The sequence below is a fragment of the Coleofasciculus sp. G1-WW12-02 genome (genome assembly GCF_040219735.1).
Lineage (GTDB): Bacteria > Cyanobacteriota > Cyanobacteriia > Cyanobacteriales > Coleofasciculaceae > Coleofasciculus.
On the sequence record NZ_JAVJRX010000036.1, the window covers coordinates 91,676 to 114,218 of the forward strand.

General features: G+C 44.4%; 27 protein-coding genes, 4 tRNA genes and 2 pseudogenes. 29 read left to right on the forward strand and 4 right to left on the reverse strand.

Going from position 1 to position 22,543, the window contains the following annotated elements:
* Positions 1 to 444 precede the first annotated feature (444 nt).
* The 6 genes and pseudogenes from RID09_RS06005 to RID09_RS06030 all read left to right on the forward strand — a co-directional run bounded on the left by RID09_RS06005 (position 445) and on the right by RID09_RS06030 (position 3,223).
* Positions 445 to 724 (forward strand): annotated as a pseudogene (locus RID09_RS06005) (BrnT family toxin).
* Positions 687 to 965 carry a BrnA antitoxin family protein gene (locus tag RID09_RS06010; RefSeq protein ID WP_446335042.1) on the forward strand — a complete coding sequence of 93 codons (279 nt, stop codon included), beginning with the start codon at positions 687 to 689 and terminating at the stop codon, positions 963 to 965. The pseudogene RID09_RS06005 and the gene RID09_RS06010 overlap by 38 nt, the downstream one beginning before the upstream one ends.
* Before the next feature lie 291 nt (positions 966 to 1,256).
* Complete coding sequence (locus tag RID09_RS06015; RefSeq protein ID WP_446335043.1) at positions 1,257 to 1,613, forward strand: toxin-antitoxin system TumE family protein; 357 nt, start codon at positions 1,257 to 1,259, stop codon at positions 1,611 to 1,613.
* A 12-nt stretch (positions 1,614 to 1,625) separates the two neighbouring features.
* The gene (locus tag RID09_RS06020; RefSeq protein ID WP_446335044.1) at positions 1,626 to 2,024 is read left to right on the forward strand and encodes an HVO_A0114 family putative DNA-binding protein; all 399 of its coding nucleotides are present in this window, start codon (positions 1,626 to 1,628) and stop codon (positions 2,022 to 2,024) included.
* 162 nt (positions 2,025 to 2,186) lie between these two features.
* Complete coding sequence (locus tag RID09_RS06025; protein WP_446335045.1) at positions 2,187 to 2,315, forward strand: hypothetical protein; 129 nt, start codon at positions 2,187 to 2,189, stop codon at positions 2,313 to 2,315.
* A 119-nt stretch (positions 2,316 to 2,434) separates the two neighbouring features.
* Positions 2,435 to 3,223, forward strand: coding sequence for a hypothetical protein (locus RID09_RS06030; RefSeq protein ID WP_446335046.1), 789 nt, complete (start codon positions 2,435 to 2,437; stop codon positions 3,221 to 3,223).
* Between the two features lie 233 nt (positions 3,224 to 3,456).
* Here the strand turns inward: RID09_RS06030 and hcp are convergent, their stop codons facing one another.
* The gene (hcp, locus tag RID09_RS06035; protein ID WP_446335047.1) at positions 3,457 to 5,106 is read right to left on the reverse strand and encodes a hydroxylamine reductase; all 1,650 of its coding nucleotides are present in this window, start codon (positions 5,104 to 5,106) and stop codon (positions 3,457 to 3,459) included.
* A 725-nt stretch (positions 5,107 to 5,831) separates the two neighbouring features.
* Here hcp and RID09_RS06040 point away from each other — a divergent pair.
* From RID09_RS06040 to RID09_RS06060, 5 genes are all read left to right on the forward strand, one after another.
* Entirely contained in the window at positions 5,832 to 6,452 is a 621-nt protein-coding gene (locus RID09_RS06040) for a hypothetical protein (protein ID WP_446335048.1), read from the forward strand.
* A 22-nt stretch (positions 6,453 to 6,474) separates the two neighbouring features.
* Positions 6,475 to 6,717, forward strand: coding sequence for a hypothetical protein (locus tag RID09_RS06045; RefSeq protein WP_446335049.1), 243 nt, complete (start codon positions 6,475 to 6,477; stop codon positions 6,715 to 6,717).
* The gene (locus RID09_RS06050; RefSeq protein ID WP_446335050.1) at positions 6,714 to 7,163 is read left to right on the forward strand and encodes a type II toxin-antitoxin system VapC family toxin; all 450 of its coding nucleotides are present in this window, start codon (positions 6,714 to 6,716) and stop codon (positions 7,161 to 7,163) included. Before RID09_RS06045 ends, RID09_RS06050 begins: the two co-directional genes overlap by 4 nt.
* 140 nt (positions 7,164 to 7,303) lie before the next feature.
* Positions 7,304 to 7,627: a hypothetical protein gene (locus RID09_RS06055; RefSeq protein ID WP_446335051.1), complete on the forward strand. Its 324-nt coding sequence runs from the start codon at positions 7,304 to 7,306 to the stop codon at positions 7,625 to 7,627.
* 2 nt (positions 7,628 to 7,629) lie between these two features.
* On the forward strand, positions 7,630 to 8,601 hold the full coding sequence (locus tag RID09_RS06060; protein ID WP_446335052.1) for a GNAT family N-acetyltransferase: 972 nt from the start codon (positions 7,630 to 7,632) through the stop codon (positions 8,599 to 8,601).
* Between the two features lie 59 nt (positions 8,602 to 8,660).
* Here RID09_RS06060 and RID09_RS06065 read toward each other — a convergent pair whose 3' ends face one another.
* A complete protein-coding gene (locus tag RID09_RS06065; protein WP_446335053.1) occupies positions 8,661 to 8,798 on the reverse strand; it encodes a hypothetical protein in 138 nt (45 codons plus the stop codon).
* 241 nt (positions 8,799 to 9,039) lie between these two features.
* Here RID09_RS06065 and RID09_RS06070 point away from each other — a divergent pair, with 241 nt between their 5' ends.
* The 11 genes and pseudogenes from RID09_RS06070 (at position 9,040) to RID09_RS06120 (ending at position 15,994) form a co-directional block, all read left to right on the forward strand.
* Complete coding sequence (locus RID09_RS06070; RefSeq protein ID WP_446335054.1) at positions 9,040 to 9,240, forward strand: hypothetical protein; 201 nt, start codon at positions 9,040 to 9,042, stop codon at positions 9,238 to 9,240.
* A 116-nt stretch (positions 9,241 to 9,356) separates the two neighbouring features.
* Positions 9,357 to 9,557 (forward strand): hypothetical protein, encoded by a 201-nt coding sequence (locus RID09_RS06075; protein WP_446335055.1) that lies wholly within the window; start codon positions 9,357 to 9,359, stop codon positions 9,555 to 9,557.
* Positions 9,558 to 9,598: 41 nt separating this feature from the next.
* Positions 9,599 to 9,666: transfer RNA gene (locus tag RID09_RS06080), tRNA-Leu, on the forward strand.
* Between the two features lie 92 nt (positions 9,667 to 9,758).
* A tRNA-Leu gene (locus RID09_RS06085) sits at positions 9,759 to 9,826 on the forward strand.
* A 444-nt stretch (positions 9,827 to 10,270) separates the two neighbouring features.
* A tRNA-Tyr gene (locus tag RID09_RS06090) sits at positions 10,271 to 10,344 on the forward strand.
* A 50-nt stretch (positions 10,345 to 10,394) separates the two neighbouring features.
* Positions 10,395 to 10,784, forward strand: a complete 390-nt coding sequence (gene rplL, locus RID09_RS06095) for a 50S ribosomal protein L7/L12 (RefSeq protein ID WP_446335056.1) — start codon at positions 10,395 to 10,397, stop codon at positions 10,782 to 10,784.
* Positions 10,785 to 11,180: 396 nt separating this feature from the next.
* Positions 11,181 to 12,662 (forward strand): hypothetical protein, encoded by a 1,482-nt coding sequence (locus RID09_RS06100; RefSeq protein WP_446335057.1) that lies wholly within the window; start codon positions 11,181 to 11,183, stop codon positions 12,660 to 12,662.
* A 101-nt stretch (positions 12,663 to 12,763) separates the two neighbouring features.
* Positions 12,764 to 13,003 (forward strand): annotated as a pseudogene (locus RID09_RS06105) (hypothetical protein); the annotation flags it as partial.
* Positions 12,964 to 13,779: a hypothetical protein gene (locus RID09_RS06110; RefSeq protein ID WP_446335058.1), complete on the forward strand. Its 816-nt coding sequence runs from the start codon at positions 12,964 to 12,966 to the stop codon at positions 13,777 to 13,779. The pseudogene RID09_RS06105 and the gene RID09_RS06110, both read left to right, overlap by 40 nt.
* Before the next feature lie 325 nt (positions 13,780 to 14,104).
* On the forward strand, positions 14,105 to 15,049 hold the full coding sequence (locus RID09_RS06115) for an ABC transporter ATP-binding protein (RefSeq protein ID WP_446335059.1): 945 nt from the start codon (positions 14,105 to 14,107) through the stop codon (positions 15,047 to 15,049).
* Between the two features lie 165 nt (positions 15,050 to 15,214).
* Positions 15,215 to 15,994: an ABC transporter permease gene (locus RID09_RS06120; RefSeq protein ID WP_446335060.1), complete on the forward strand. Its 780-nt coding sequence runs from the start codon at positions 15,215 to 15,217 to the stop codon at positions 15,992 to 15,994.
* Between the two features lie 109 nt (positions 15,995 to 16,103).
* Here RID09_RS06120 and RID09_RS06125 read toward each other — a convergent pair whose 3' ends face one another.
* Together RID09_RS06125 and RID09_RS06130 are read right to left on the reverse strand one after the other, a co-directional pair.
* Positions 16,104 to 16,391, reverse strand: a complete 288-nt coding sequence (locus RID09_RS06125) for a small RNA NsiR4-regulated ssr1528 family protein (protein WP_446335061.1) — start codon at positions 16,389 to 16,391, stop codon at positions 16,104 to 16,106.
* A 64-nt stretch (positions 16,392 to 16,455) separates the two neighbouring features.
* Positions 16,456 to 16,527 (reverse strand) — tRNA-Lys (locus RID09_RS06130).
* Between the two features lie 201 nt (positions 16,528 to 16,728).
* On the opposite strand from RID09_RS06130, the gene RID09_RS06135 reads away from it, so the two are divergent.
* From RID09_RS06135 to RID09_RS06165, 7 genes are all read left to right on the forward strand, one after another.
* Positions 16,729 to 17,145, forward strand: coding sequence for a hypothetical protein (locus tag RID09_RS06135; protein WP_446335062.1), 417 nt, complete (start codon positions 16,729 to 16,731; stop codon positions 17,143 to 17,145).
* A 61-nt stretch (positions 17,146 to 17,206) separates the two neighbouring features.
* Entirely contained in the window at positions 17,207 to 17,764 is a 558-nt protein-coding gene (locus RID09_RS06140; RefSeq protein WP_446335063.1) for an RDD family protein, read from the forward strand.
* Between the two features lie 54 nt (positions 17,765 to 17,818).
* Positions 17,819 to 18,013: a 50S ribosomal protein L33 gene (gene rpmG, locus RID09_RS06145; protein WP_446335064.1), complete on the forward strand. Its 195-nt coding sequence runs from the start codon at positions 17,819 to 17,821 to the stop codon at positions 18,011 to 18,013.
* Between the two features lie 63 nt (positions 18,014 to 18,076).
* On the forward strand, positions 18,077 to 18,292 hold the full coding sequence (gene rpsR / locus RID09_RS06150; RefSeq protein WP_446335065.1) for a 30S ribosomal protein S18: 216 nt from the start codon (positions 18,077 to 18,079) through the stop codon (positions 18,290 to 18,292).
* Positions 18,293 to 18,529: 237 nt separating this feature from the next.
* Positions 18,530 to 20,545, forward strand: a complete 2,016-nt coding sequence (locus tag RID09_RS06155) for a ribonuclease catalytic domain-containing protein (RefSeq protein ID WP_446335066.1) — start codon at positions 18,530 to 18,532, stop codon at positions 20,543 to 20,545.
* 151 nt (positions 20,546 to 20,696) lie between these two features.
* Positions 20,697 to 21,308 carry a ribosome maturation factor RimM gene (rimM, locus tag RID09_RS06160; protein WP_446335067.1) on the forward strand — a complete coding sequence of 204 codons (612 nt, stop codon included), beginning with the start codon at positions 20,697 to 20,699 and terminating at the stop codon, positions 21,306 to 21,308.
* A gap of 227 nt (positions 21,309 to 21,535) precedes the next feature.
* The gene (locus tag RID09_RS06165) at positions 21,536 to 22,471 is read left to right on the forward strand and encodes a hypothetical protein (RefSeq protein WP_446335068.1); all 936 of its coding nucleotides are present in this window, start codon (positions 21,536 to 21,538) and stop codon (positions 22,469 to 22,471) included.
* The last annotated feature ends 72 nt before the right edge of the window (positions 22,472 to 22,543 follow it).

Consider the following 22,543-nt stretch of genomic DNA (forward strand, 5'->3'; position numbering starts at 1 on the left):
ATCCTTGAGGTTAATTTAAATTGGGTATGAGTAGCGAGCAAGATGCTCGCACTACGGCAAGGATTTCGCCATGAGTAACATTAAGGTTTAAATGCCGAACGGCTTAAGCATTTGGGTATCACCGAAACCCTTGATCTACCGTAGTGGGCATTGCCCACCAGCCTCATCTGAGCGTACCATTTAAGTTAAGTTAATATACCGGACACAAGCCAGTGCGATCGCGCCACAGTCGTTAGCATTTTAACCAGACGTTTACAGCGTACTGCTATGATGCTTTGTAGAGGACTATCTACAGTTAGGAAAGATGACTGAATTACTTCAGCGCGTTATTGCACAGCTTGAGAAATTGCCAGAAGAAGAGCAAGATGCGATCGCGACTCGTCTTTTAGCAGAATTAGTATAAAATAGTAGTAAAATAGCTTAATTAGCGCGCATTAAATTTTCATGCAGTTTGAATGGGACGAAGCCAAGAATATCGAAAACATTCGTAAACATCAAATTGACTTCGCAGACGTTCCTGCAATTTTTGAAAGTCCAATGCTGATTGAGCTAGATGACCGTTTTGATTATGGGGAGGATCGGTGGTTCGGTATCGGTTTTCTCGGTAATGGTGTAGCGGTTGTCGTCTGGACAGAACGACAGGGTGATGTAATCCGGATTGATCTCAGCACGAAAGGCAAATCGATATGAGCGAAAACGATTTGAACAATACCTCACGTACTAATTGGGAAGCACTCGAATCAATGTCTGATGAAGATATTGATTATTCTGAAATCCCACCGTTGACAGATGAATTTTTTGAGGGCGCGACACTGCGAATTCCAGCAGATAAAGCACGCCATCTTATTCAGATCGACCCAGATGTAATAGCTTGGTTCAAAGCCCAAGAGACAGAATACAAGACACTCATTAATACTGTTCTACGTCGCTACATTGAAAGCAATGGCGACAAAAACTTAGCCTAAAAAGTTAAGTTGAATGACACTGAGAATGTGCATTTTGGAATCGCCGAAACCCTTGATATACCGTAGGGTGGGCATTGCCCACCAGCCTCATCTGAGCGTACCATTTAAGTTAAGTTAATATACCGGACACAAGCCAGTTCGATCGCGTCTCAGATGCTGGAACTTGCCCAATCGCACTGTAGCACGAACTTGCAGCGTTTCCCCTTTATAGAGGTTGATTGACAAAAGAGACATAATAAAGTTATGATCTGATGATAACTGTCTCTACAGAATATTAAAGACAGGTATATTTTGAGCCAAGAAGATAGGGACTACGGACTTGAAACGTTACTTGACCTAGATGGGGAAATCTTCCCCATGGAAAATGGCTATTGGACGAAATTTGAAGCTCGGAAGGTGGCTCCAAATGAGCATATACCCCATGGCATCAAATATAGTTTGACTTTACATAACAGTAGAAATGAAAGAATTATCGGATACGATAATGCACATGGAATAAAGCGTAAAGGGAATAAATACACGGCTAATCGAACTGTCTGGGATCACAAACACAAACGAAATGTTGTAGAAGCTTATGAGTTTGAAAGCGCAGGTCAACTACTAGAAGATTTTTGGACTGATGTGAGTCGCATTATTATGCGAAAATAAGAGATGATTTCCATGGAAAATAAGGTTATGAAAATAGGGGTTATTTCTAGAGAAGATTACATCAAAAGAACTATAGCGATTGCCAAAGGAGAATATAAACCACAAAAAGATGAACCGAAAGTATGGTTTGAATCGATGAAGTCGCTAGCCCAAGTCTTGAGTAATGAAAATCAAGACTTGCTGAGAATAATCATTAACCATGAACCCCGTTCTATTTCAGAGCTTGAAGAGCTAACCCATCGGAAGAAGTCTAACCTGTCTAGAACACTAAAAACTTTAGAAAGATATGGAATAGTTGAGCTAGTGAAAGATAAAGGCAAAGTTATTCCCAAGGTTAAAGCTACAGATTTCCAAGTTGAGTTCAGCCTTGAGAATAACCTTTCTCATCTTGCTGATTCTGCAATGGTTTAGTTCGCTCATCGTCTTAGGTTGGGAAAAGGCGAGGAAACCCAACATCTACTTCATCTGTATCACTTTCGCGATCGCGTCTCAGATGCTGGAACTTGTCCCATCGCACCGTAGACGGTCTGCCAAGCTATTATGGTGGTGACTAGCCCTTAGTTCGTGTCACCCATGTCTATCTCTCAGCCTTTAGCTATTCCACCTGGATTCGAGCAGTTAAGCAAAGAGCAGCAAATTGATTACGTTCAGCAACTTTGGGATTTAATAATTGCTGTACCTGAGCAGATACCTGTTCGGTGAATGGCATCTTGAAATTGTACGCGATCGTGTTTCCTCGCAGGATACTGCTGACCGACAAAGTTAAAATTTGAATAAATAGGCTAGGTTCAACTAATATGACTGTAGCGGACAACTAAGTCATGCATACGATTATTGATACGCAAGTACTTTCATACTGTTTCAAAGAGGTTGGGTACAACAATCACAACCAGCATTTGGCAATTTCAGCGATCACAGCTAACGAGTTTCTGTTAGCTCAACCGCAAATCTCAGATCGACCTGATTACTACGTTATGCATCCAGTTAGATATTCACATCTCCTGGATTCAGAAAATACTTTTTGGTTTCGCTCTCACTTGGGAAATCCTAAAACGGCTAAGATGGGTACTCGCCGTACCGATCAAGTAATTATTGATTTTAGCAATCAGTTTCCACCTTATCGTGAGTTTGGGAACGAAGCTATTTCAGAAATCATTAATGGTAAACACTTTGAATTATATAAACTTAGCATCTCCCATCTATCAAAACAAAAACAAAAATATCTTAAAAAACGAATGAAGTACATTTTGGATAACAATTACTATTGTTACTCTCTCAATCGATTAACAATAGAGCAAGCTCTGGATTTATTTTCACGCTTCATTGCTGAACATAACTGCAAAGGTAATGTTCGTAACACTGTCAATGACATTCTAATATTGGCAACTGCTCTTGAGCGTGGTAAGCAACTTCTGACACATGACAATTTACTCAATCGTTTTGCGGCTGAGTATTATGATGCACCAATCCAAAGAGATAAAAATGAATTGTTAATTGATTTTTCAATAAAATCCACGGATGAAAAGAAGAACAATAAAGAAAGTAAAGGATACATCAACCAAGGTTGGAGCTATTCAGTGCGTAACAACCGAGTTGTGCAAGGAGCCTAATACCAATTTCCCTTCGGCTTACTACCCATTCAGATTCCCCCAGCCCCCGAAAAAATAAAAGCTCCCATATCCCTTGGTTTTCCCCTTTTGAAGAGGGAGGGAAGGGGAATCTCTAAGGGGGAGCAAGCTCACATCTTTTGCACATGCTGGGGAAAACGGTACAACATAACCGCAAAGAAACTCCACATCCAAGTGAAAGGGGTGTAATAATGACACCCCCTCATCTAACTAACTCAACCCAAACAAGCCGCTAAATCCTCATCTGGTGTCGTAATCGCCTTCAACTGATACTTCTCCGACAGCAATTTGAAAACATTCGGAGAAATAAACGCGGGTAACGTCGGACCTAAACGAATATCCTTAATTCCCAGATACAGCAGCGTCAACAACACAGCAACCGCCTTCTGTTCATACCAAGATAGAATCATCGATAGAGGCAATTGATTCACATCCATATCAAACGCCTTCGCTAATCCCAAGGCAATTTGAATCGCTGAATACGCATCATTACATTGTCCCACATCCATCAACCGAGGCAGAGAACCAATTTCTCCCAACTGCTTGTCAAAGAAACGGAACTTACCACAAGCTAAAGTTAGAACGATACAATCTTCCGGTACTTTTTCCACAAATTCAGTGTAGTAATTGCGCTCTGGTTTCGCGCCATCACAACCGCCAACTAAGAAGAAGTGACGAATTTTGCCTTGTTTAACCCCATCAATCACTTGATCCGCCACATTTAACACTGCATTCCGGGCAAATCCTGCCATCACCTGACGCGGGGGTTGCTCTTCCACAAACCCAGGCATATCTAAGGATTTTTGAATTGCGGGGCTAAAGTCGGGGATGTTACCCTCCTCCGCCGGAATATAGTTGATGCCGGCAAACCCAACAGGACCAATGGTAAACAGTTTCTCATCATAGGTGTCATGGGGCGGCATCAAACAATTGGTAGTGACAATAATCGCCCCCGGAAACTTAGCAAACTCTTTAGTTTGATTCTGCCAAGCTGTACCATAATGCCCATACAGATGGGGATAGTTCTGTTTGAGTAAAGGATAACCGTGAGCGGGTAAAAGTTCGCCGTGGGTGTAAACCGTAATCCCTTTATCAGCCGTTTGTTTCAGGATGGCTTCCAGTTGTCTGATATCATGTCCCGAAACCAGGAGAGCTTTGCCTTTTCGGGGATTGAGGGGAACAGGGGTTGGCGTGGGATGTCCATAGGTATTGGTATGTCCCGCATCCAATAATTCCATCGCCCGCAGGTTAATTTCTCCTACCTTTAAAGCTAAATTTACCCAATCATCCAAGGTTAAATCTTGATGATTCAGGGCATCTAAGGCTTCTTGAATGAAGTGATACACCTGCTCATCTTCTTGTCCCAATTCTTGAGCATGAAAGGTGTAGGAAGCAGCGCCCTTAATCCCATAGAGAACTGTGAGTTTCAGGGAGAAAATGTCAACATCCCGCGCCGATTCACTAATGAAGCCTAATGCTAAATCTTGACCCTGTTCGACTAAACTCTCATTAAAATCAGGATGATACCCAGATACTCTTGTCCATTTAACGGGTTCAGGGCTAGTTTCTTTGACTTTGGCTTTTAAATTATCTCGCTTCTCGATACAGTCACGGACATACTGAGTAAAGCGTTTCCGGTCAAAATTGACATTCGTCATCGTGGCGAATAAGGATTCGCAGGTGAAGACATCCTCATCGTGAGTAGAAATGCCTAACTGACGGGCTTTAATAACCACTGGCGCAAGTCCGCGCAAGCAGTAGACTAATAAATCTTGAACGGCGTTAAGTTGAGGGCTTTTGCCACATGCGCCCCATTGATGACAGCCATTACCACTGGCGGTTTGTTCACATTGTTCGCAAAACATGAGTTACTTTTTCCTATATCAGTCTCTATGTCTCTACTCTAGGAAATTTTTGGCAGATAACGCTTTGACTTAAGTCAATTTTTGTAATCTCCAGCAGTTTGTAAAGAATTTTTACAGCTTCATGCCAGTTTTTTGGGCGCAAGGCTTGCGCCCCTACAAATACAAGGCTAATGGATCAAAATTACCTCTATCTTTAGGTAGAAATTCAAGTTTTCAACTGTTTAGCCCAGGTTTAATATCTTTCCAGCGTCTAGCTTTAATATGATGCTGTTTGAGCAATCGGTTAAACTCTTCGGTATCCGTTGTGGCAATAATTATGTCTATTCCTATACTCTTAATAACGATGGCTTGAGCGGCTATGATTAAGTCTGCATCGTAGGCTACATAGGAATTATTGCGGGCAAACCCGTAATTCAGCCGCTTCTTGCATTACGTTTCCTTCTTCACAGGTAAGTAGTCGGACAAAAGTTTTGGGAGCTGTATAAAGTTTTGTAAATACTGCCTCCATGCTTGTGACATAACAATTGGGCTGGCTTTTACCTTTCTTAACACAGAGCCGTTTATTTATGTCCGACTACTTAAAACGATATTGTTTGGTTTTGGATTGGTCCACACGCAGATTATGATAAAATTCTATCTCAGTTGTAGTGGCGGGTCTAACCCACCTTATAATTGATATGCTACTATTAAATCCTTAGAGACTAAAACAGTGTCTGATTTCTGCCGTGATAAATACTTCAGACAAGGAAGAATACGATGCAAAAGACAAAGCCTACTACAGCGCTGCGCTCAGCGCTTGGTTTACGACAAAACTTGAGCGAGATAAACAGCTATTAAGCTTGTCGGTCACGGCTATCGGGTTACTGGTCACTTTGCTCAAGATAGGTGGTGTCTCAACCATCCAACAAGCTGTCCTTTTTGGGATTGCTATTTTTTTATTTTTGATTACAGCAATCACCATTATTTTGATTTTTGACAGAAACGCCATTCATCTTGAGCAGATACTCAGTCAATCTGAAGAGCAAGATCAAATTTTAGGTATATTAGATAAAGTGTCTGCCTTCAGTTTTATTTTTGCTGTCCTGTTTACCCTGATAATCGGAATTGATTCCGCAACACATAGCTTGAATAAACCAGAGATAACTATGAATCAAGACTATTCAAATCGGATAAACAACTCTCCTGCTTATCACCGAGGAAATGATAGTGTGAATGGAGCATCGAAGCTTCGTCCTAAACCTCCCCAAAGTCAGCAATCTCCGAATACTCCAAGTGCCACAAGCGCTCCCAAATCCTCCGAAGGAAATCAATCGGTTAACTCAGGTGGAAATAGTGGAAGCAGTTAATACCTAAAAACTCAACAAAGCAATGGTTACACGGCGAGAAACCCTGAAAAATGCAATAGACAGGCTGAGCGAGGAGCAACTAGAAGTCGTCGCTGCTTTCATTAACTATCAGCTTGGGCGAGTCAGCTTATCAACTCCTATTTGGGAAAGATTCACACCAACGGAACGGGTGAGATATTTTCGGGAATGGGTATCACAACTACCTAAAAATAGTCCAAGTTTATCAATGGAAGCGATTAGTCGAGATAGCATTTATGAGGAATGACGCGATACCTGCTAGATACTAATATAGTCCTGCGCTTCTGTAATCGTTCGGATTTAGATCACACTCTAGCTGTAGATGCAGTTACTCAATTGCTGAACCAGGGTGACGAGTGTTTTCTTACAGCACAAGTCATGATTGAATTTTGGGTAGTTGCTACCCGTCCAGTTGAGGTTAATGGTTTAGGATGGACAACAGAGCAAGTGCATGACATAATCCAACAACTTCTGCTTCAATTTCCCTTATTGGAAGAGTCTCCAGAGATTTTTCCCAACTGGTTACGTTTAGTCAGTGCCAACAAAGTAATGGGTAAACGGACTCATGATGCTCGAATTGTTGCCGTCATGTTAGCCCACGCAATTACACATCTGCTGACGTTTAATCCCAAGGATTTTACAGTCACACAGAACATCACTATTGTACATCCTCAAGATTTAATCAATCCTTAACGTACAAGTTGATTAGTAGCCAATTTATTGGGGGACAGAAACCGCTTCAGATTGGGCGACGAGTTCACCCGGTTGGGTGAATCGACAGGATGAAGTGCTATTTCTGCTCCAAGTTGTAGTATACATGTAGTAAATTACTTATGGAGTTGCACAAATTGCAGCAACTCACTCATCTGCTTAATTCTATGACAACTCTAACCATGCGCCCCCACAGGGGTAAAACAGACTTAGACGCGATCGCACCCCTCCTGAAAACCTGTGAAGCCGTTGCTCTGCCTGACGAGTGGGAAAATGCTGATGGTCAATTAATCGCATTGGCGGGGTTAATGATTCCCACATCAGGGGAAACTCTTGATAGTTTTCTCTGGTTTCGGGTCTATCCCACAGAACAGGTTGATATTCTCTACAGTGACATTATGACTTGGGCAGAATCACGAGTGCAGGAGGTTGTCAAGGATATTTAACGATGAGTACTATTACCCGGCGTCCCTATCAGGGGGAAGCAGACTTAGACGCGATCGCGCATCTGATCAATACCTGTGAAACCGTTGATCAGCTTGAAGAAGGCACATCTGTCACGGAACTCAAGCAATCCTTTGATGACCCCTGTATTGATAAAGAACGGGATCTCTTTCTTTGGCAGGATGCCGATGATCAGCTTATTGGTTTTGGTCGGCTGTGGATTATTCCTACTGATACTCTGATTGATGGATTTCTAGGGTTTCGGGTTCATCCGACAGCACGAAGCGGTGATTTAGAGGAACAGATTATCGCCTGGGCTGAGGAACGCTTGCGCCAGGTGAGTCGAGAACGAGGTTTACCTGTAAAAGTGCGCTGTGGTTCTCGCGCCGATAAAACGGATCGGATTGCCATTTTAGAACGTTGTGGTTTTAAGCGCGATCGCTACTTCTTTAGCATGGTGCGAAGTCTCCAGGAACCCATCCCAGAACCCCGATTTCCAGAAGACTTCACCCTGGGTTACAGCAAAGGAGAACAGGATGCTGAGGCGTATGTAGAACTGTACAACCAGACGTTTATCGATCACTGGAATCATCATGAGTTAACCGTTGAGCGAGTGCTACATGAATTACAAAGCCCATACTACAAACCGGAATTTAGTCTAATTGCGATAGCTCCAGATGGGACGTATGCGGCGTTCTGCTATTGTCGTATTAATCCTGAAGAGAATCAACGCAACGGACGCAGTGAAGGTGAGATTGCGGTTCTAGGAACCAGGCGAGGCTTTCGGAAGCAAGGATTAGCACGAGCCATGTTATTGGCTGGGATGCAACAACTCAAGGCGGCTGGTGTGGAGACAGCCAAACTGGGCGTTGATGCGAAAAACGTGTTGGGGGCGCTGCGGCTTTATGAATCCGTTGGCTTTAGTACCGTAAAGACTCATATTAGCTTGGTGAAAGAGTTGTCAGTAGTCGGCTGACAGTTAACGGTGAGGCTCGTCATTCGTCATTTGTTGATTGGGGAAAACTCTTCGCTTCGCTAATCGGGCGTAGTACCTGTGTAGGGGCTGGTTTTACTCTTATCGTTTCTAGCTTTACCCATAAGTGACTCGCGCCCGCCCCGACTAACGTGTTCCAGACGTTCCACCGCCCGACCAATATGTTCCAGACGTTCCACCGGAACGTCTCTACAGGCTTCCCCCGCCCCCCTGCATCTTTACCCCAGGAACTCCCCAAAAAAAAATTTGTCCAGTCTATTGACAAGTATGTAGCATTTATGTAGTATAAATATATGACAGAGAGATGAGAGACAAAACTCTCTACCTCAAAAGCCCAGTCTGAACCTTGAAAATTGAATAAAACGTCGGAAATCTTCACGAACGTCAATCAGGATGTTTTGAAATCAAAATCGGTTCATTATGTTACTCCTGTATACCCCGCTGGTTCGTCAGTTTCTCACTCCTTTAGAGTGGGATACTAAACCAAATCAGCGTAATTTAGACCCATCTATGACGGAAAAAGAGCGTTTAACCTCCAATTTTATCAGTCAAAATCAAATGACTGATAAAATCCGTCACAGCCAAACGGTCTATTCTTTAGAGCGGCGTTTCTTAATCTAAAAAATATCAGTGTTTGTGAATCAAAATCAATGCTGGTAGTTTGAGGAAAATGAGTGCGTTTGCTCCTGAGATAGATTGATAAACACCAATCGAATCAATTTTTAGGAGGTGCCAGCATGGTTCACATTCGCTTTGAAGGTCGTTCCTATGATATTCCAGAAAATCAGCTTGGTGTCGAAGTTGAGATGAAGGATAATGCTGTCAAGGAACGCATTGCTCAGTATTTTGATGTCGGACGCGATCGCTTAACTGCTTATGTTGTAGATCGGCGTCCCAGCGGCGACCTAATTATCCGTCCAGAAGCCGTTTACGGTTAAATAAGACAGCATCAGCAATGACAGGAATTCGCGCCCCAACTGGAGAAGCCTACAAACTGGTAACATCTGACTTAACCTCAGATAGTAGGTTCAATTCCTACCCTCTCCGCCTCTTGGAGAGGTGTAAAAAAAGCTTCTTTGACTTGCGCGAATTCCGACTCAATACATAGCGAGATTTACGGGTGCGATCGCGCCCCAACTGGAGAAGCCTACAAACTGGTAACGTCTGACTTAACCTCAGATAGTAGGTTCAATTCCTACCCTCTCCGCCTCTTGGAGAGGTGTAAAAAAAGCTTCTTTGACTTGCGCGATCGCACCCATCCACTCAGATTTTGGATGATTACAGATAACGGTAAGTTTACCTATTCCCTTCAATCCAATGTCTAAAATTCAGCATTCAATATCCCGCGCCCTTACCTGTGAAGCTTACATACTGTTCCGCCTGTTAAGCGGTTGCCTAGAGCTCCAAGTAATACGGCTTTGCTAACTTGCGCGGGATATCTCTTATTTGCAAGTGTTAAAATCAACTTCGCGCCCCAACCGAAAAAGCTTACATACTAGCCATAGGAAAAGGCGCTTGATTTAGGCTCAAGATTATGCAGGTTCAAATCCTGCGTATGAATAACGGCTTTTTTAACTTGCGCGAAGTGATTCATCCATTCAATTTTGCCCAAAGAAATAAAGAGCGCTAACGCGCCCAAACTGAAAAAGCTTACATACTAGCTCACTGGTAGAGCAATCGACGGTAAATCGGTGTGTTGCGGGTTCGATTCCCGTGTATGAACCAACAGCTTTTTTGACTTGCGCGTTAGCTTGAACATTACGGGGGAAACGTCGATGTCAGTCAAAACGTTTGAAATTATAGAACAACTTAAATCATTAACCCTGCTGGAAACCTCTGAACTGGTTAAGCAAATTGAAGTCACATTTGACGTCGATGCTTCCCCAAAAACCATGTTCTATAACAGCGTAGTTTCTCCAGTCCCTATATGCTCATACTCTCCACCACAACCTACTGAAGTTAATGTGATTTTAGATCATGTTCCGGCAGAGAAGAAAATTTCGATTCTCAAAGTGGTACGGACGCTAATGGGATTGGGGTTAAAGGAAGCCAAGGATTTTGTTGAGTCAGCACCACAAGTGGTGAAGGAAGCGATTACGCCAGAAACCGCAGAAGAAATCAAGCAACAGTTAGAACTTGCTGGGGCTGGGGTTTCTGTTCAGTAGGAGATTCTGGGTATGCGCGATCGCATAAACAAATCCTGGACATTCCTAGAGATAGAACCTGTGATTCAAGTATTTGAAAATGTCACCTTTGGTTCGGATTTAGGGGCGACCCGCTTGCACTCACTAAAAACTCCAGAAACAGGGCTCTTTTACAAAAATTACCAGTTTTGAAGAGCATGTTATCGGTAAAACCCGCCCCTACAGACGATCGGGTCGCCCTTTACTCAACCCCATCTTTACAAAAATAAATGGCAGTTGTCGCCGCGCCCTAACCGGGAAAGCTTACATCCTTACCCTGTCACGGTAAACCTAACAGCTTTCTGAACTTGTGCGGCACTATTTTTTAGTCAAAACGTGCGACATTTGCCTCCATTCTTTTCATTAAAGGAGGTTGTCATGAATACCGCAGAACGCGACTTGCGTTTGGAAATGCTCAACAGTCTGTTAACCACACCTCACCGAGAGTTGAACAAGGTTGCAGACTTGCACAAAATGATGGTGGAACTTGACCCCATTTTCTATGGACACCTCGGTGTATGGTATCAAAATGAAGGGGATGTTCGTGATCACAAAGAAGTGTTTGTGGGGAATCTGTTGACCAGTCAGTTAACAGAACACCGAGAAGCCGGATTCATGTTGCTGCAAACTTTTCCACCTTACCAAGTGGCGCGAATGGTGGACTTCATGAAACAGCACCAGCAAAAGGTTCCCCGTTCAGCTCGAACAGCAGTACGGCGTTATTTGCAAAAGCGGGAAAAACAGCCCCCATTCTTTGATCGGGCTGCATTGCGGGGACGCAAGTCAATGAAGCACCTCTACGCCAGCTTGCATATTAAGCCCAATGAGCGTGCTAATGCCATCCTGTTTAAGGATGCGCCTCCTGAGGATAGCCTTGCTTTTGCGCTCAAGCAATTGGCAAAAGCAGCGACTCCTACCGAACAAGCGCGGCAGATTGTGGCACATAATATTCCCTATACGATTGCCATTGGTGCGGTTAAGCAAATCACGCCCACTGTATTAGTCGCCCTGATTAATTCCATGACACCCCAAGAGGTGATTAATAACCTCAAGTCTCTCAAAGTGCGGGGAGCCATGGAGCACCCCCAGCTGAAGGCGTTGATTGATGAAAAGCTGATTGCGGCTCAATCAGATAGCCGCGTATCCGCCCTAAAGGGACGAGTTGCAGCCGAAGCAGCGGGGTTAGATCTCGCCACTACCGCTCAGTTAGAGCGCGTCATGGATGAGCAGGTGAAAAAGCGGGGCAAAATCGCTAAACCCACGGCGCTGTTGGTGGATAAGTCTGGCTCCATGCATCAAGCCTTGGAGGTGGGGAAGCACCTGGCTGCGTTGATTTCCGGGATTACGGAAGCCGAGTTGTTTGTCTATGCCTTTGACACAATGCCCTACCCGGTTAAGGCAAGCCTGAGTCGAGATACCCGATTGGGCGATATCTTGGCGAATAATCTGCCGCAGGAGCATCTCTACAGCCACTGGGAGCGTGCATTTCAGCACATCCAGGCGGGGGGTGGTACTAGCATCGGCTGTAGCGTCGAGGCGATGCGTCGGCGTAAGCAGTTGGTGGAGCAGTTTATCTTGGTAACTGATCAAGGGGAAAACACGGCGCCCTATTTTGGTAACGCTTTTGATGCCTATTGTCAGGAGTTGAATGTGCTGCCAAATGTGATCATCGTCAAGGTAGGGAGTTCCTATGACTGGATTGAACAAAAGTTGCGGGAACGGCAAGTGCAAGTAGATACGTTTACCTTTGCGGGTGACTACTACTCACTGCCAAACCTGATTCCGCTTTTGTCTCGTCCTTCACGGCTGGAGTTGTTGATGGAAATTCTGGAGACTCCGTTGCCTGTAAGGGATGATTAATTGTAGGGTGGGAATTGCCCACCTTACTAGCGTGGCACAGCTACAATAGTGCGGTATATTTTAGGGAGTTTCTGGGCGCAAACCTTGGGTCTCTACAAGGACTTGAGATTCTCAAGAATGATAGTAATACAGATGACTTAATTGCTTTCATGCAAGACAGAAATCTACCTGTTGATGATATTGAAGCTTTAAACATTGCGGAGGATATTTTGAGTAATCCACCTGTTCAGGGTTATCTCACTATATCCAATGCTTTACAGTGGAGGCTTCAATCAGGTAAAAGTAACTTTGATATTTCAGAGTGGATGCTTGCTTATTTGTCCTTTACATTGGAGACATAATACCATCCGAAAAAGTGCAGATCAGGTTTGTCGGTAATTCTCACCCTAACGATGGCGTTGGGTTGAGGAACGAAACCCAACCTACAAACTTGACATACTCCCCATCAAAAACCTGCCACTGTTTTGAACATTTGTGCGACCAAAAGCCGAGCAACACAATTGGTTACTATGATGACAGGGTTATTGCTGACCTGGAAAATTACAAGCAGTTGCAGCATTTATCCGGTATCGATAAAAACTATATCTGGCGCTCTGGTCTTAAGCATGACTGTGCTAAAATTATGGAATTATTGAAAAATGGTCAGGGATATCAAAATGGATATGGTGTAACTGTTTCGTTGGAAGATACTTATCTTTATCCTCTTCTCAAAAGCTCCGATATCGCCAACGATCATGTATTAGATTGTCGTAAATATCTGCTCGTAACCCAGCGCTATATCGGTGAAGAGACAAGCTATATTCAGAACAATGCGCCAAAAACATGGAACTACTTACAAAATAATGCTGAGGCATTGTTTAACCGCAAGAGTTCAGTTTATAAAAAACGTCCACCGTTTTCGATTTTTGGGGTAGGATCTTATACTTTCTCTCCGTGGAAAATAGCTATATCTGGTTTTTACAAAAAACTCAATTTTAAATTAGTTAGACCTATTGGTGGTAAGTCAGTTGTCTTAGATGATACGTTTACTTTTTGCCCTGTTGGTTTGAGCAAGAAGCACAGTTTATTACTGAACTCCTTAACTCAAATTTCGCCACTCTGTTTCTTGAGTCCATGATTTTCTGGAGCGACAAGCGACCGATCACGATTGATGTACTCAAACGTCTTAATATTCAGGCGCTTGCTCGTGAGCTGAATCGAGAGGATGAGTATATTTTCTATGTTAAACAAAGAATGAATGAAGGTGGTAACGGATTAGATAATGGATGACAAATGACAAATAACCTGATTGGGTGAGGTGAAGTTTTCACCGCCTGTGATAGCTTGACTTAAGATTGTATTACAATATAATACAATATCTGAAACTTACCCTAGGGCTTTTCAAGGTGACTCTATTCTCTTGACAATAAAGCAAACAATCGGCGGTGTAATCATCATTACCTATGACTCTGACAACAGCTCAACCTCAAACCCAGTCCGTGGTACTCACAGCTTATGAGTTGTGGAAATCTTACGGTTCAAACCATGTTGTTCAAGGTGTTAATTTTACCCTAAATTCGGGAGAAATTTTGGGTCTGCTTGGTCCCAATGGTGCAGGAAAAACCACGACAGTAGGAATGCTCTATGGTTCAGTAATTCCCAGTCGGGGTTTTGTGCAACTCGGACAGTATCAAATCCAATCTCAAGGGCGTTTGGCGCGTTCCTCGATGGGTATAGTGACTCAAGAAGATAATCTTGACCCCGATTTTAGTGTCTTCGATAACTTGATTTTCTTTGCCCATCACTACCGAATTGTCGGCAAAGCGGCTCGGAAACGGGCAGGGGAGTTACTGGCACAAGTGGGGTTGCAAGACTATGCTAAACATCGGGTTGATGAACTCTCTGGCGGTATGAAGCGGCGTCTGGTGTTAGCACGGGCGTTGATTAATCAGCCACAAGTGGTGTTTCTGGATGAACCGACAACTGGGCTTGACCCCCATGCGCGGCAAGATTTTTGGAAGTTAGTCAGTCAGCTTAAACAAAAGGGCTGTGGCGTGCTATTGACAACCCACTATATGGATGAAGCGCAACGATTGTGCGATCGCCTTATTTTACTCCAACAGGGTAAAATGATTGACCAAGGCACTCCTGAGGAACTGATTGAGCGTACTGTTGGCACAGAGGTGGTAGAAATTGAGGGCATTTCAGCAGAAATCCTCCAACAACTCGCCCATCAGTATCAAACGTGGTATCGCTCTTTTGGCAATGGTTACCTGATTGGCTTACCAGCAGACAATCCCCACCCTCTTTGGGAATGTCTGGATGCTACCAATCCTTTTAGCTTAACCCGTCGCCATACCAATTTAGACGATGTATTTTTGCACCTGACAGGTACATCACTTGAATAATGCGTCATTCGTCAAAGAATTCTCCCATTTCGTCTGGGCGGGTTTATTAGCATCTGAGTGGCAACAAAGGATTGGAGTCAAACCCGCCCCTACAGTCATCTGTTAGCTAAGGGAGCTGCCACAAAGGATTCATTCAAAACAAAATCTTTGAAATCGCAAATAAAAATGAAAGGCATTTCTGTTACCCCTTGGGGAGTTTACTCAGTCTGGCATCGTCATGCTAGGGTTTATCAGAAAACTTGGCTGGTAAATAGCTTACCTCCGCTTTCTGAACCGATCATTTATCTCGTCGCTTTTGGCTATGGGCTTAGTCCCTTAGTCGGCGATGTCACCTACAACGGTGAAACGGTTTCCTACTTAAAGTTTATTGCCCCTGGTATGATTGCCATTGGTGTGCTATTCCAATCCTTTTTTGAGGGCGCTTTTGGCAGTTTTATTCGCCTGAAATTCCAAAAAACCTGGCAAGCTCTACTCACAGCGCCGTTGAGCTTCACAGAAGTGTTTTTGGGGGACTGGCTATGGGCAACCACCAAAGGCATCATCGCGGGTAGCTTGACGGGATTAGTTGCGGTGGTGTGGGGACTCTACTCAGGCTGGCATTTACTGATATCATTACCCCTGATTATTTTGGGGAGTATGCTATTTGGCGTTATGGGACTGTTCACGGCGGGAATCATGCGAACAATTGACCAAATTAACGTGCCACTTTTCTTATTTATCGTCCCTATGTTTACCTTCTGTGGGACTTACTTTCCGCGTGAAACGTTACCGCCTATACTGGGAAATATTGCCAATCTATTGCCCCTTGCGGCTCTGGTTGACCTATTGCGCTGGCCCCTAGGCTTATCCAATTTCTGGTTTGTGAAGTTAATCGGGCTACTCTTAGGAATGGGTCTTTTTGCTGGGTTGGCTTGGCGAAAGATTTATCCCCAGTTGTTTCGTTGATTCTATCTGTTGTAATGGGAAGCACTCTTTAAAATCTAGTCCGCACAGGCGGACTAGATTTGCGTGGTTCCGCGATTTTAATCGCCAAAGTCCAAAAGGGGGTTACTTGCTATTTTCCCCCGTAATAAAAAGCAATTTCTTTCTCTTTAAGGGGGGCAAAGTCAGCATCGATAAGCATTTGATTGAGTTCGTCTTGGGAAATATGTTTTGCTCCAATCCGGACAATCCGCGATCGCATCGTGTTTGATACCCCGCTACGCTGTCGGTTGGCTTCGAGTGCCATCACTTGGTTGTAGAGTTCCAGTTTAGCGGCGGGAATGGGACTTCCGTCCAAGTCCACTCCCTTCGCGATCGCGTGATCAACCGCATCTGCACCTAAGTTGGTTTCTGGGGACATGTTTAGAGGATTCTAAGTGTTGTATTGAGGTATATTATCAAAAGCCAGTATTTGAGTCTGGGAATGGGCGACCAGGGATTCGAACCCTGAACCACCGGATTAAGAGTCCGCTGCTCTACCGTTGAGCTAGTCGCCCTTCGTTCGCTTTAGATTACTATAGCAAAATTTAAACTTAGTAGAGCTTGTCTATGGATCTTCTAGTGACATCATCCCACAGCCAATCAAAGATTATGCTGTGGGACTTATAGCTCCCCAAACCCCTCACCCCTTAAGATCACATCTGATCCTTTAAACTCGATTCCCGGCTGTCTTGGTTTGAATCTAGAGAGGTTATTGTATGCAACTAGGTCCTGGTTTTTGGGCAACGTTCTATTATTACTTCACAGGGATGACCCTAATTGTTGCTCTTTTAGCCTCCCAAGTTCTGGGGCTAAGTTTAACCCAACCCCTTCCTTATCGTTATGGTATTACTCTCGGTCTAGTAGCCGGATTACTGGGTGCTTACTTTAATCGCAGCGTGACTCTCTCTCTAGAATTCAAGAATAAAAAAGTATTTACTCAAACTCTCAATATTACCCTAGCTGAGATGGGTTTTGAACCTCAAGCAGAAATCAATAATTTTCTAGTTTACCAACGTCCGGCTTTGCGTAACGTTTTTTCGGGTAAAGTCTTTGTGCAAATTGAGAAGGGTATGGCTACAATCGTTAGCCGCGCCAGTACAATTAAAAGATTGCGTCAAAAAATTGAATCTTAGCCGAAATTATAGCCGGCTACGTCTGGAACTTCAATTCCAGTTACCATAGAATGAATAGAGATTGCATAGCCCTACCCTAACCATGTATGAACTTGAACCCATTCACAAGCGCTTTCCTCAAGTGCCAATAGAGCGGCGGGTGTGTGCCTTCCTCATCGATTTTGTCGCCGTTTGGCTGGTTAGTTCGATGGCGGGTGGAAATGCTTTTTTGCAAATGCTAGTATTTATGGCGCTTTGGTTAGGGCTGCGGGTGGTATTGGTATCGAGCAATCAGGGTCAGAGTTTGGGGCGCTGGGCATTGGATATGAAAGTGCTCGATGCTAAATACGGCAAACTTCCAGGGCTATTGACGCTAAGCAAACGAGAAGGCATTCTGGGCTTTTGTGCGCTCTTAGCCATGATTGGCTTAAATATCGGTTTGGCGAATGGTATCTCCTTGCTGCTGTTAATTGCGCCCTTAGGAGTCGATTGTGGCATAGCTTTATCGGAACCGGAAACTCAGCAAGCCTTTCATGATCGTATCGCCAAAACCATCGTGATTCAAACCCGTCGCGGGTTTTCCCTCGATCTGCGTCTGAAGCGATGGGTTGCCCAAATTCGGCGTCGTATGCAAAAATAAGAGATTGTGTTTAAATTCACTCACACCCTGATTTAATTTCTTAGAAGTAAGACTATGGCAAGTAAGAAAGGAGTCCGACTCGTTATAACCTTAGAATGCACCGACTGTCGCACTAACCCAGACAAGCGATCAAACGGTGTCTCTCGCTATACGACAATGAAAAACCGTCGCAATACCACAGGGCGTCTAGAACTGAAAAAGTTCTGCACTCACTGCAATAAGCATACGGTGCATAAAGAAATAAAATAGCCATGAACGATGGCAATGCACTCTAAACTAAACTTGATGACCACAAATCCCTAAGAACTGCCCATGACCTACTTTCGCAAACGTCTTTCTCCGATCAAGCCTGGAGATCCGATTGACTACAAGGATGTGGAATTACTCCGCAAATTCATTACCGAACGGGGTAAAATTCTGCCTCGTCGGATTACAGGTCTTACGTCTCAACAGCAACGAGCTTTGACGCGATCCATTAAACGCGCTCGCATCTTAGCATTATTACCTTTCGTCAATAAAGAGGGATAATGCGGCTTAAAAGAGCTTAGGGTGAGGTGCGGTGAGACAACCGATCTCTGATTAGACGGTGGTGTCAAATGATTGAATCCTTTGATGCCCCGTCTAACCCTTTTGGGATTACCCCATCACCCGTTAGACTAGGTAGAGAGTCTGATAACTCCACACACTGACTCTGAGGAGTACAGTGGGGGCTTCTAGAGGAGCCTTTCTAAACATAAAGATAAACGACCGGGATTAGCGAAGCTGGTGGAAAAAGGAACACTTATAGAATTTCGTGTGCAAGGAGATCGTCATCTAGCGATCGTAGACCGTCCAGATGGCAAAACGCGCTGGACGGTTATTGACGAACGTGGTCAATCTCACACGCTTCATCCCCGGCAAGTTACCTACGAAGTCCAGGGTGGTAAATTTGACGTATCAGAAATTTCCGACTTTCTCAGTCAAGTAGAACCTTATCTCGATCCATCCAGCCTAGAAGTGGCTTGGGAATTGCTGGTGGAAGAGGGAGAAGCTGTAACCTGTGCACAAATGGCACAGCTTTTGTTTTCTGACCAAAGCCCACCCCTATGTTATGCCGCTCATTGCTTGCTATCGGAAGACAAACTCTACTTTAAACAAAAAGCCGATAGCTACGAACCCCGTCCAGCAACTAAGGTAGCTGAAATTAAACATCAGCAATTAGCCACCGAATCGAAGCAGCGAGAGCAAGAGGAATTTTTAAAGCGCACTCAGCACAAACTCAACGGCGAAGCGGTAGACTGGCAAGAGAGCGATCGCACTCGCTTTGATCTGCTCGAACGGTTTGTCCTGTATCCAGAAAATGCGTCTCGTGTAGCCCAAGATCTATTAGCTACCCTAGATCGCCCGCAAACTCCCCAAGCGGCATTCGATCTGTTGGTAGACTTAGGGATTTGGACTCCTCACGAGAATCTGTTTTTGCGGCGCTCATCTTACCCTGTTCACTTTCGTCGTGAGGTGCTTGACTTGGTGCAACAATACTTGGATTCTCCGCCTCCCGACCCTGATCAAGACCGTTTAGACTTAACTTATTTGAAGGTATACACCGTTGATGACGAGAGTACCTCAGAAATCGACGATGGGTTGAGTTTAGAACAACTCGAAGAGGGTAGAGAGCGTCTGTGGATTCATATTGCTGATCCAACCCGCTTGGTTAGACCCGAAGACGAACTGGATAAAGAAGCCCGACGGCGCAGTACCACTCTCTATTTACCGACGGGCATGATTTCCATGTTTCCGGCGGAACTGGCAACCGGTCCAATGAGTTTAGTGGAGGGTCAAGTCTGTCCATCCCTGAGTTTTGGCGTGATCTTGGATGAAGATGGCAGTATTGAAGAGTACCAGATTCACCCCAGCCTGATTAAACCCACCTATCGCCTCACCTACGAAGATGTGGATGAAATGCTGGAACTGGGGGTGAAAGCAGAACCGGAAATTGCCGCGATCGCGAAATGGGCAAAGCGTCGCCAAGAATGGCGTTCGAGTCAAGGTGCGATTAGTATCCACATGCCAGAGGCGGTGATTAAAGTCCGGAATCAAGATGAGATCATCATTCAGGTTTTAGAGGATTCCCAGGCGCGGCTAATGGTCGCAGAAATGATGATTCTAGCCGGGGAAGTCGCTGGACGCTATGGTCAAAGCCATCAAATTCCCCTCCCCTTTCGCGGACAACCCCAGCCGGAACTTCCCTCTGATGAAGAATTGCTGGTATTGCCCCCAGGTCCAGTGCGCTTCTGTGCCATGCGCCGCTGTATGCCTCGCAGTGAAATGAGTATTACTCCCCTGCGTCATGCAGGTTTGGGATTGGAAACCTATACCCAAGTTACCTCTCCTATCCGCCGTTATACCGATTTGCTGAATCATTTTCAACTAAAAGCCCACCTGCGCGGTGATCCTTTACCCTTTTCGGCTCAATACCTGCAAGAAACCATGCAGAGCGTGACTACAGCCGCATCAGAAGCCGCGATGGTGGAACGCCAAACCAATCGCTATTGGGGATTGGAATATTTACGGCGTCACCCGGATCAAGTGTGGCAAGCGTTAATGCTGCGTTGGTTACGCGAACACGACAACTTGGGCTTGATTCTGTTGGAAGATTTAGGGTTAGAGTTAGTCATGCGGTTTAAGCGGTCCGTTAGACTGGGCGATCGCTTAGATGTTCAGGTAACTCATGCTGATCCACGTCAAGATGTGATTCAGTTTCGAGAACTGATGGATCAAGCAGTTGAACCTGCGGCTACATAGATTGTCAGTTGGTGTAAAAAGTCGTAGGGGAGAAGCATTCGCGTCCAGATGTCTCGGTTTTCTACCAAAGTCCCGGCGCGAATGCTTCGCCCAGACCCAAGTCTACCAGACGTTCCCCATTCCCTGTTCCCCGTTCCCTGTTCCCTGACAAATGACAAATGACGACTGGCTAGAAATTGGTAAAATTATTGCTCCTCAGGGGTTAAAAGGAGAATTGCGCGTCTATCCCAATTCTGATTTTCCCGAACGCTTTGAGAAACCGGGACAACGTTGGTTAAAGCAATCTCATGATAGACAACCGCAACCTGTGGAATTATTAGGGGGACGTTACGTTCAGGGTAAAGGGATCTATGTGGTAAAACTTACTGGCGTGGACAACCGGGAAAAAGCCGAAGCTTTACGGGATTCAACCCTATTGGTTCCCCAGAGCGATCGCCCGGAGTTGGGGGAGAATGAATACCATGTCCTAGATGTGCTGGATTTAGAGGTTTTCCACCAGTTAACTGGGGAATTGGTTGGTGTCGTGGTGGATGTGATTCCGGCGGGAAATATGCTTTTAGAGGTTAAACTCCACCAGCAACCTGAACCAACGCCAGCTAAACCAGAAGCGCCACTCCCGAATAGAATTAGTAAGCAACGTAAAGCTAGGAAAAAACCATCTAAGCCAGTAACGGTTTTGATTCCTTTTGTTGATGAAATTGTCCCAGTAGTAGACCTTCAAAATCGTCGGATTGAGATTACACCGCCTCAGGGTTTGCTATGATTTTTTTTTAAAATATTTCTTTGAATAGAAACTTTTATAGGCAATTCGCTTACCTTCGCTTCTCTACTGTAATAGGTTCTCCTTTAAACAACGCCATCATCTATCATACCCTGATATAGCAAAAGGCTCAAAACGTTCAAATCTGTTGCCGTACCCAAGCTCGAAACGTTTGCTCGGCTTCTACTTCATCTTGTTGTGCTTGATTAAGAAAATCATAGAGGCATTCTTTGGGAACAAACGGAAAAGGTCAAGTCTGGTTAGCCGCTTCAAATCAGCCAATTCCGACAGAAACTGGAACGGCTGTTGTTTCTGGTACTCTTGATGCTTCTAAGATTCACCTTTTAGGAGAGCGCGTGGCTTTAGGTGATGTAGAAATTTATGCTAATGGCGATGGCGGCACATTACTGATTGAGGCGATAGAAGATTATATCAACTTTGGTGACATCACCAACGCTAGTGAGATCATCATTAGCGCTGGTGAGATCATCACCATTACCCCGACTCCTGAGGAAACTTCTGGAGGGGTGATTATTGTAACTGATAATCTTGAGCCCGAAACCGATACCAACACTCCAGACACTGATACTTCTGGGGAAACTTCTGGAGAAGTGATTATTGTTGGTTCTGTTGATCCTGGAACTAATCCAGAAACTCCAGACACTGATACTTCTGGAGAGACTCCTGAGACTGATGCTGACACCTCTGACTCCGACACGGCAAATTCTGGAACTAATACAACGGATACAAAAATCATTGGAGACAATGGGAGAACCATCAATATTGGTTCGACGGATTCGTCAATTAGTCCAGTTGTCAATAATGTTGTTGATGCAGTGATACAATCGGTTAATAGAACTTCGCCAAGTCTACCACTGACACTTCAGCCCAACGAAGTTGACCCGATACTTGAATGGACAGGTAATATTGTAAAAGATACAGTTAGGGCAAATAACTTCAATAGAAATAGAGGACTCGAGGCGCTGGTAAACACTCAACGCCACTGGGATAATTTCCTGGAAGCGGTGAAAGCTGAGGATACTAATGGGATAACACGCCAACGGATATCTGATGCAGTCATTAATCAAATGCAAACTGATATAGGACAAGAAATTAATCAAAGATATTGTTCTAGCGCCAGAAATGGGGTTGATTGCGAAGAATAAAAAGTAAATTCCTGATGTTTTGTGGATAAATTGATTTCTTCTAGAGTATTGCTCAATAAAAAATAAATTTAT

Bases quoted from the DNA above. Each gene is read 5' to 3' on its own strand.
- RID09_RS06010 (WP_446335042.1), top strand. From the start codon at position 687: ATGAGCGAAAACGATTTGAACAATACCTCACGTACTAATTGGGAAGCA.
- RID09_RS06020 (WP_446335044.1), top strand. From the start codon at position 1,626: ATGGAAAATAAGGTTATGAAAATAGGGGTTATTTCTAGAGAAGATTAC.
- RID09_RS06025 (WP_446335045.1), top strand. From the start codon at position 2,187: ATGTCTATCTCTCAGCCTTTAGCTATTCCACCTGGATTCGAGCAGTTA.
- RID09_RS06030 (WP_446335046.1), top strand. From the start codon at position 2,435: ATGCATACGATTATTGATACGCAAGTACTTTCATACTGTTTCAAAGAG.
- hcp (WP_446335047.1), bottom strand. From the start codon at position 5,106: ATGTTTTGCGAACAATGTGAACAAACCGCCAGTGGTAATGGCTGTCAT.
- RID09_RS06045 (WP_446335049.1), top strand. From the start codon at position 6,475: ATGGTTACACGGCGAGAAACCCTGAAAAATGCAATAGACAGGCTGAGC.
- RID09_RS06050 (WP_446335050.1), top strand. From the start codon at position 6,714: ATGACGCGATACCTGCTAGATACTAATATAGTCCTGCGCTTCTGTAAT.
- RID09_RS06055 (WP_446335051.1), top strand. From the start codon at position 7,304: ATGGAGTTGCACAAATTGCAGCAACTCACTCATCTGCTTAATTCTATG.
- RID09_RS06060 (WP_446335052.1), top strand. From the start codon at position 7,630: ATGAGTACTATTACCCGGCGTCCCTATCAGGGGGAAGCAGACTTAGAC.
- RID09_RS06070 (WP_446335054.1), top strand. From the start codon at position 9,040: ATGTTACTCCTGTATACCCCGCTGGTTCGTCAGTTTCTCACTCCTTTA.
- RID09_RS06075 (WP_446335055.1), top strand. From the start codon at position 9,357: ATGGTTCACATTCGCTTTGAAGGTCGTTCCTATGATATTCCAGAAAAT.
- rplL (WP_446335056.1), top strand. From the start codon at position 10,395: ATGTCAGTCAAAACGTTTGAAATTATAGAACAACTTAAATCATTAACC.
- RID09_RS06100 (WP_446335057.1), top strand. From the start codon at position 11,181: ATGAATACCGCAGAACGCGACTTGCGTTTGGAAATGCTCAACAGTCTG.
- RID09_RS06115 (WP_446335059.1), top strand. From the start codon at position 14,105: ATGACTCTGACAACAGCTCAACCTCAAACCCAGTCCGTGGTACTCACA.
- RID09_RS06120 (WP_446335060.1), top strand. From the start codon at position 15,215: ATGAAAGGCATTTCTGTTACCCCTTGGGGAGTTTACTCAGTCTGGCAT.
- RID09_RS06125 (WP_446335061.1), bottom strand. From the start codon at position 16,391: ATGTCCCCAGAAACCAACTTAGGTGCAGATGCGGTTGATCACGCGATC.
- RID09_RS06135 (WP_446335062.1), top strand. From the start codon at position 16,729: ATGCAACTAGGTCCTGGTTTTTGGGCAACGTTCTATTATTACTTCACA.
- rpmG (WP_446335064.1), top strand. From the start codon at position 17,819: ATGGCAAGTAAGAAAGGAGTCCGACTCGTTATAACCTTAGAATGCACC.
- rpsR (WP_446335065.1), top strand. From the start codon at position 18,077: ATGACCTACTTTCGCAAACGTCTTTCTCCGATCAAGCCTGGAGATCCG.
- rimM (WP_446335067.1), top strand. From the start codon at position 20,697: ATGACAAATGACGACTGGCTAGAAATTGGTAAAATTATTGCTCCTCAG.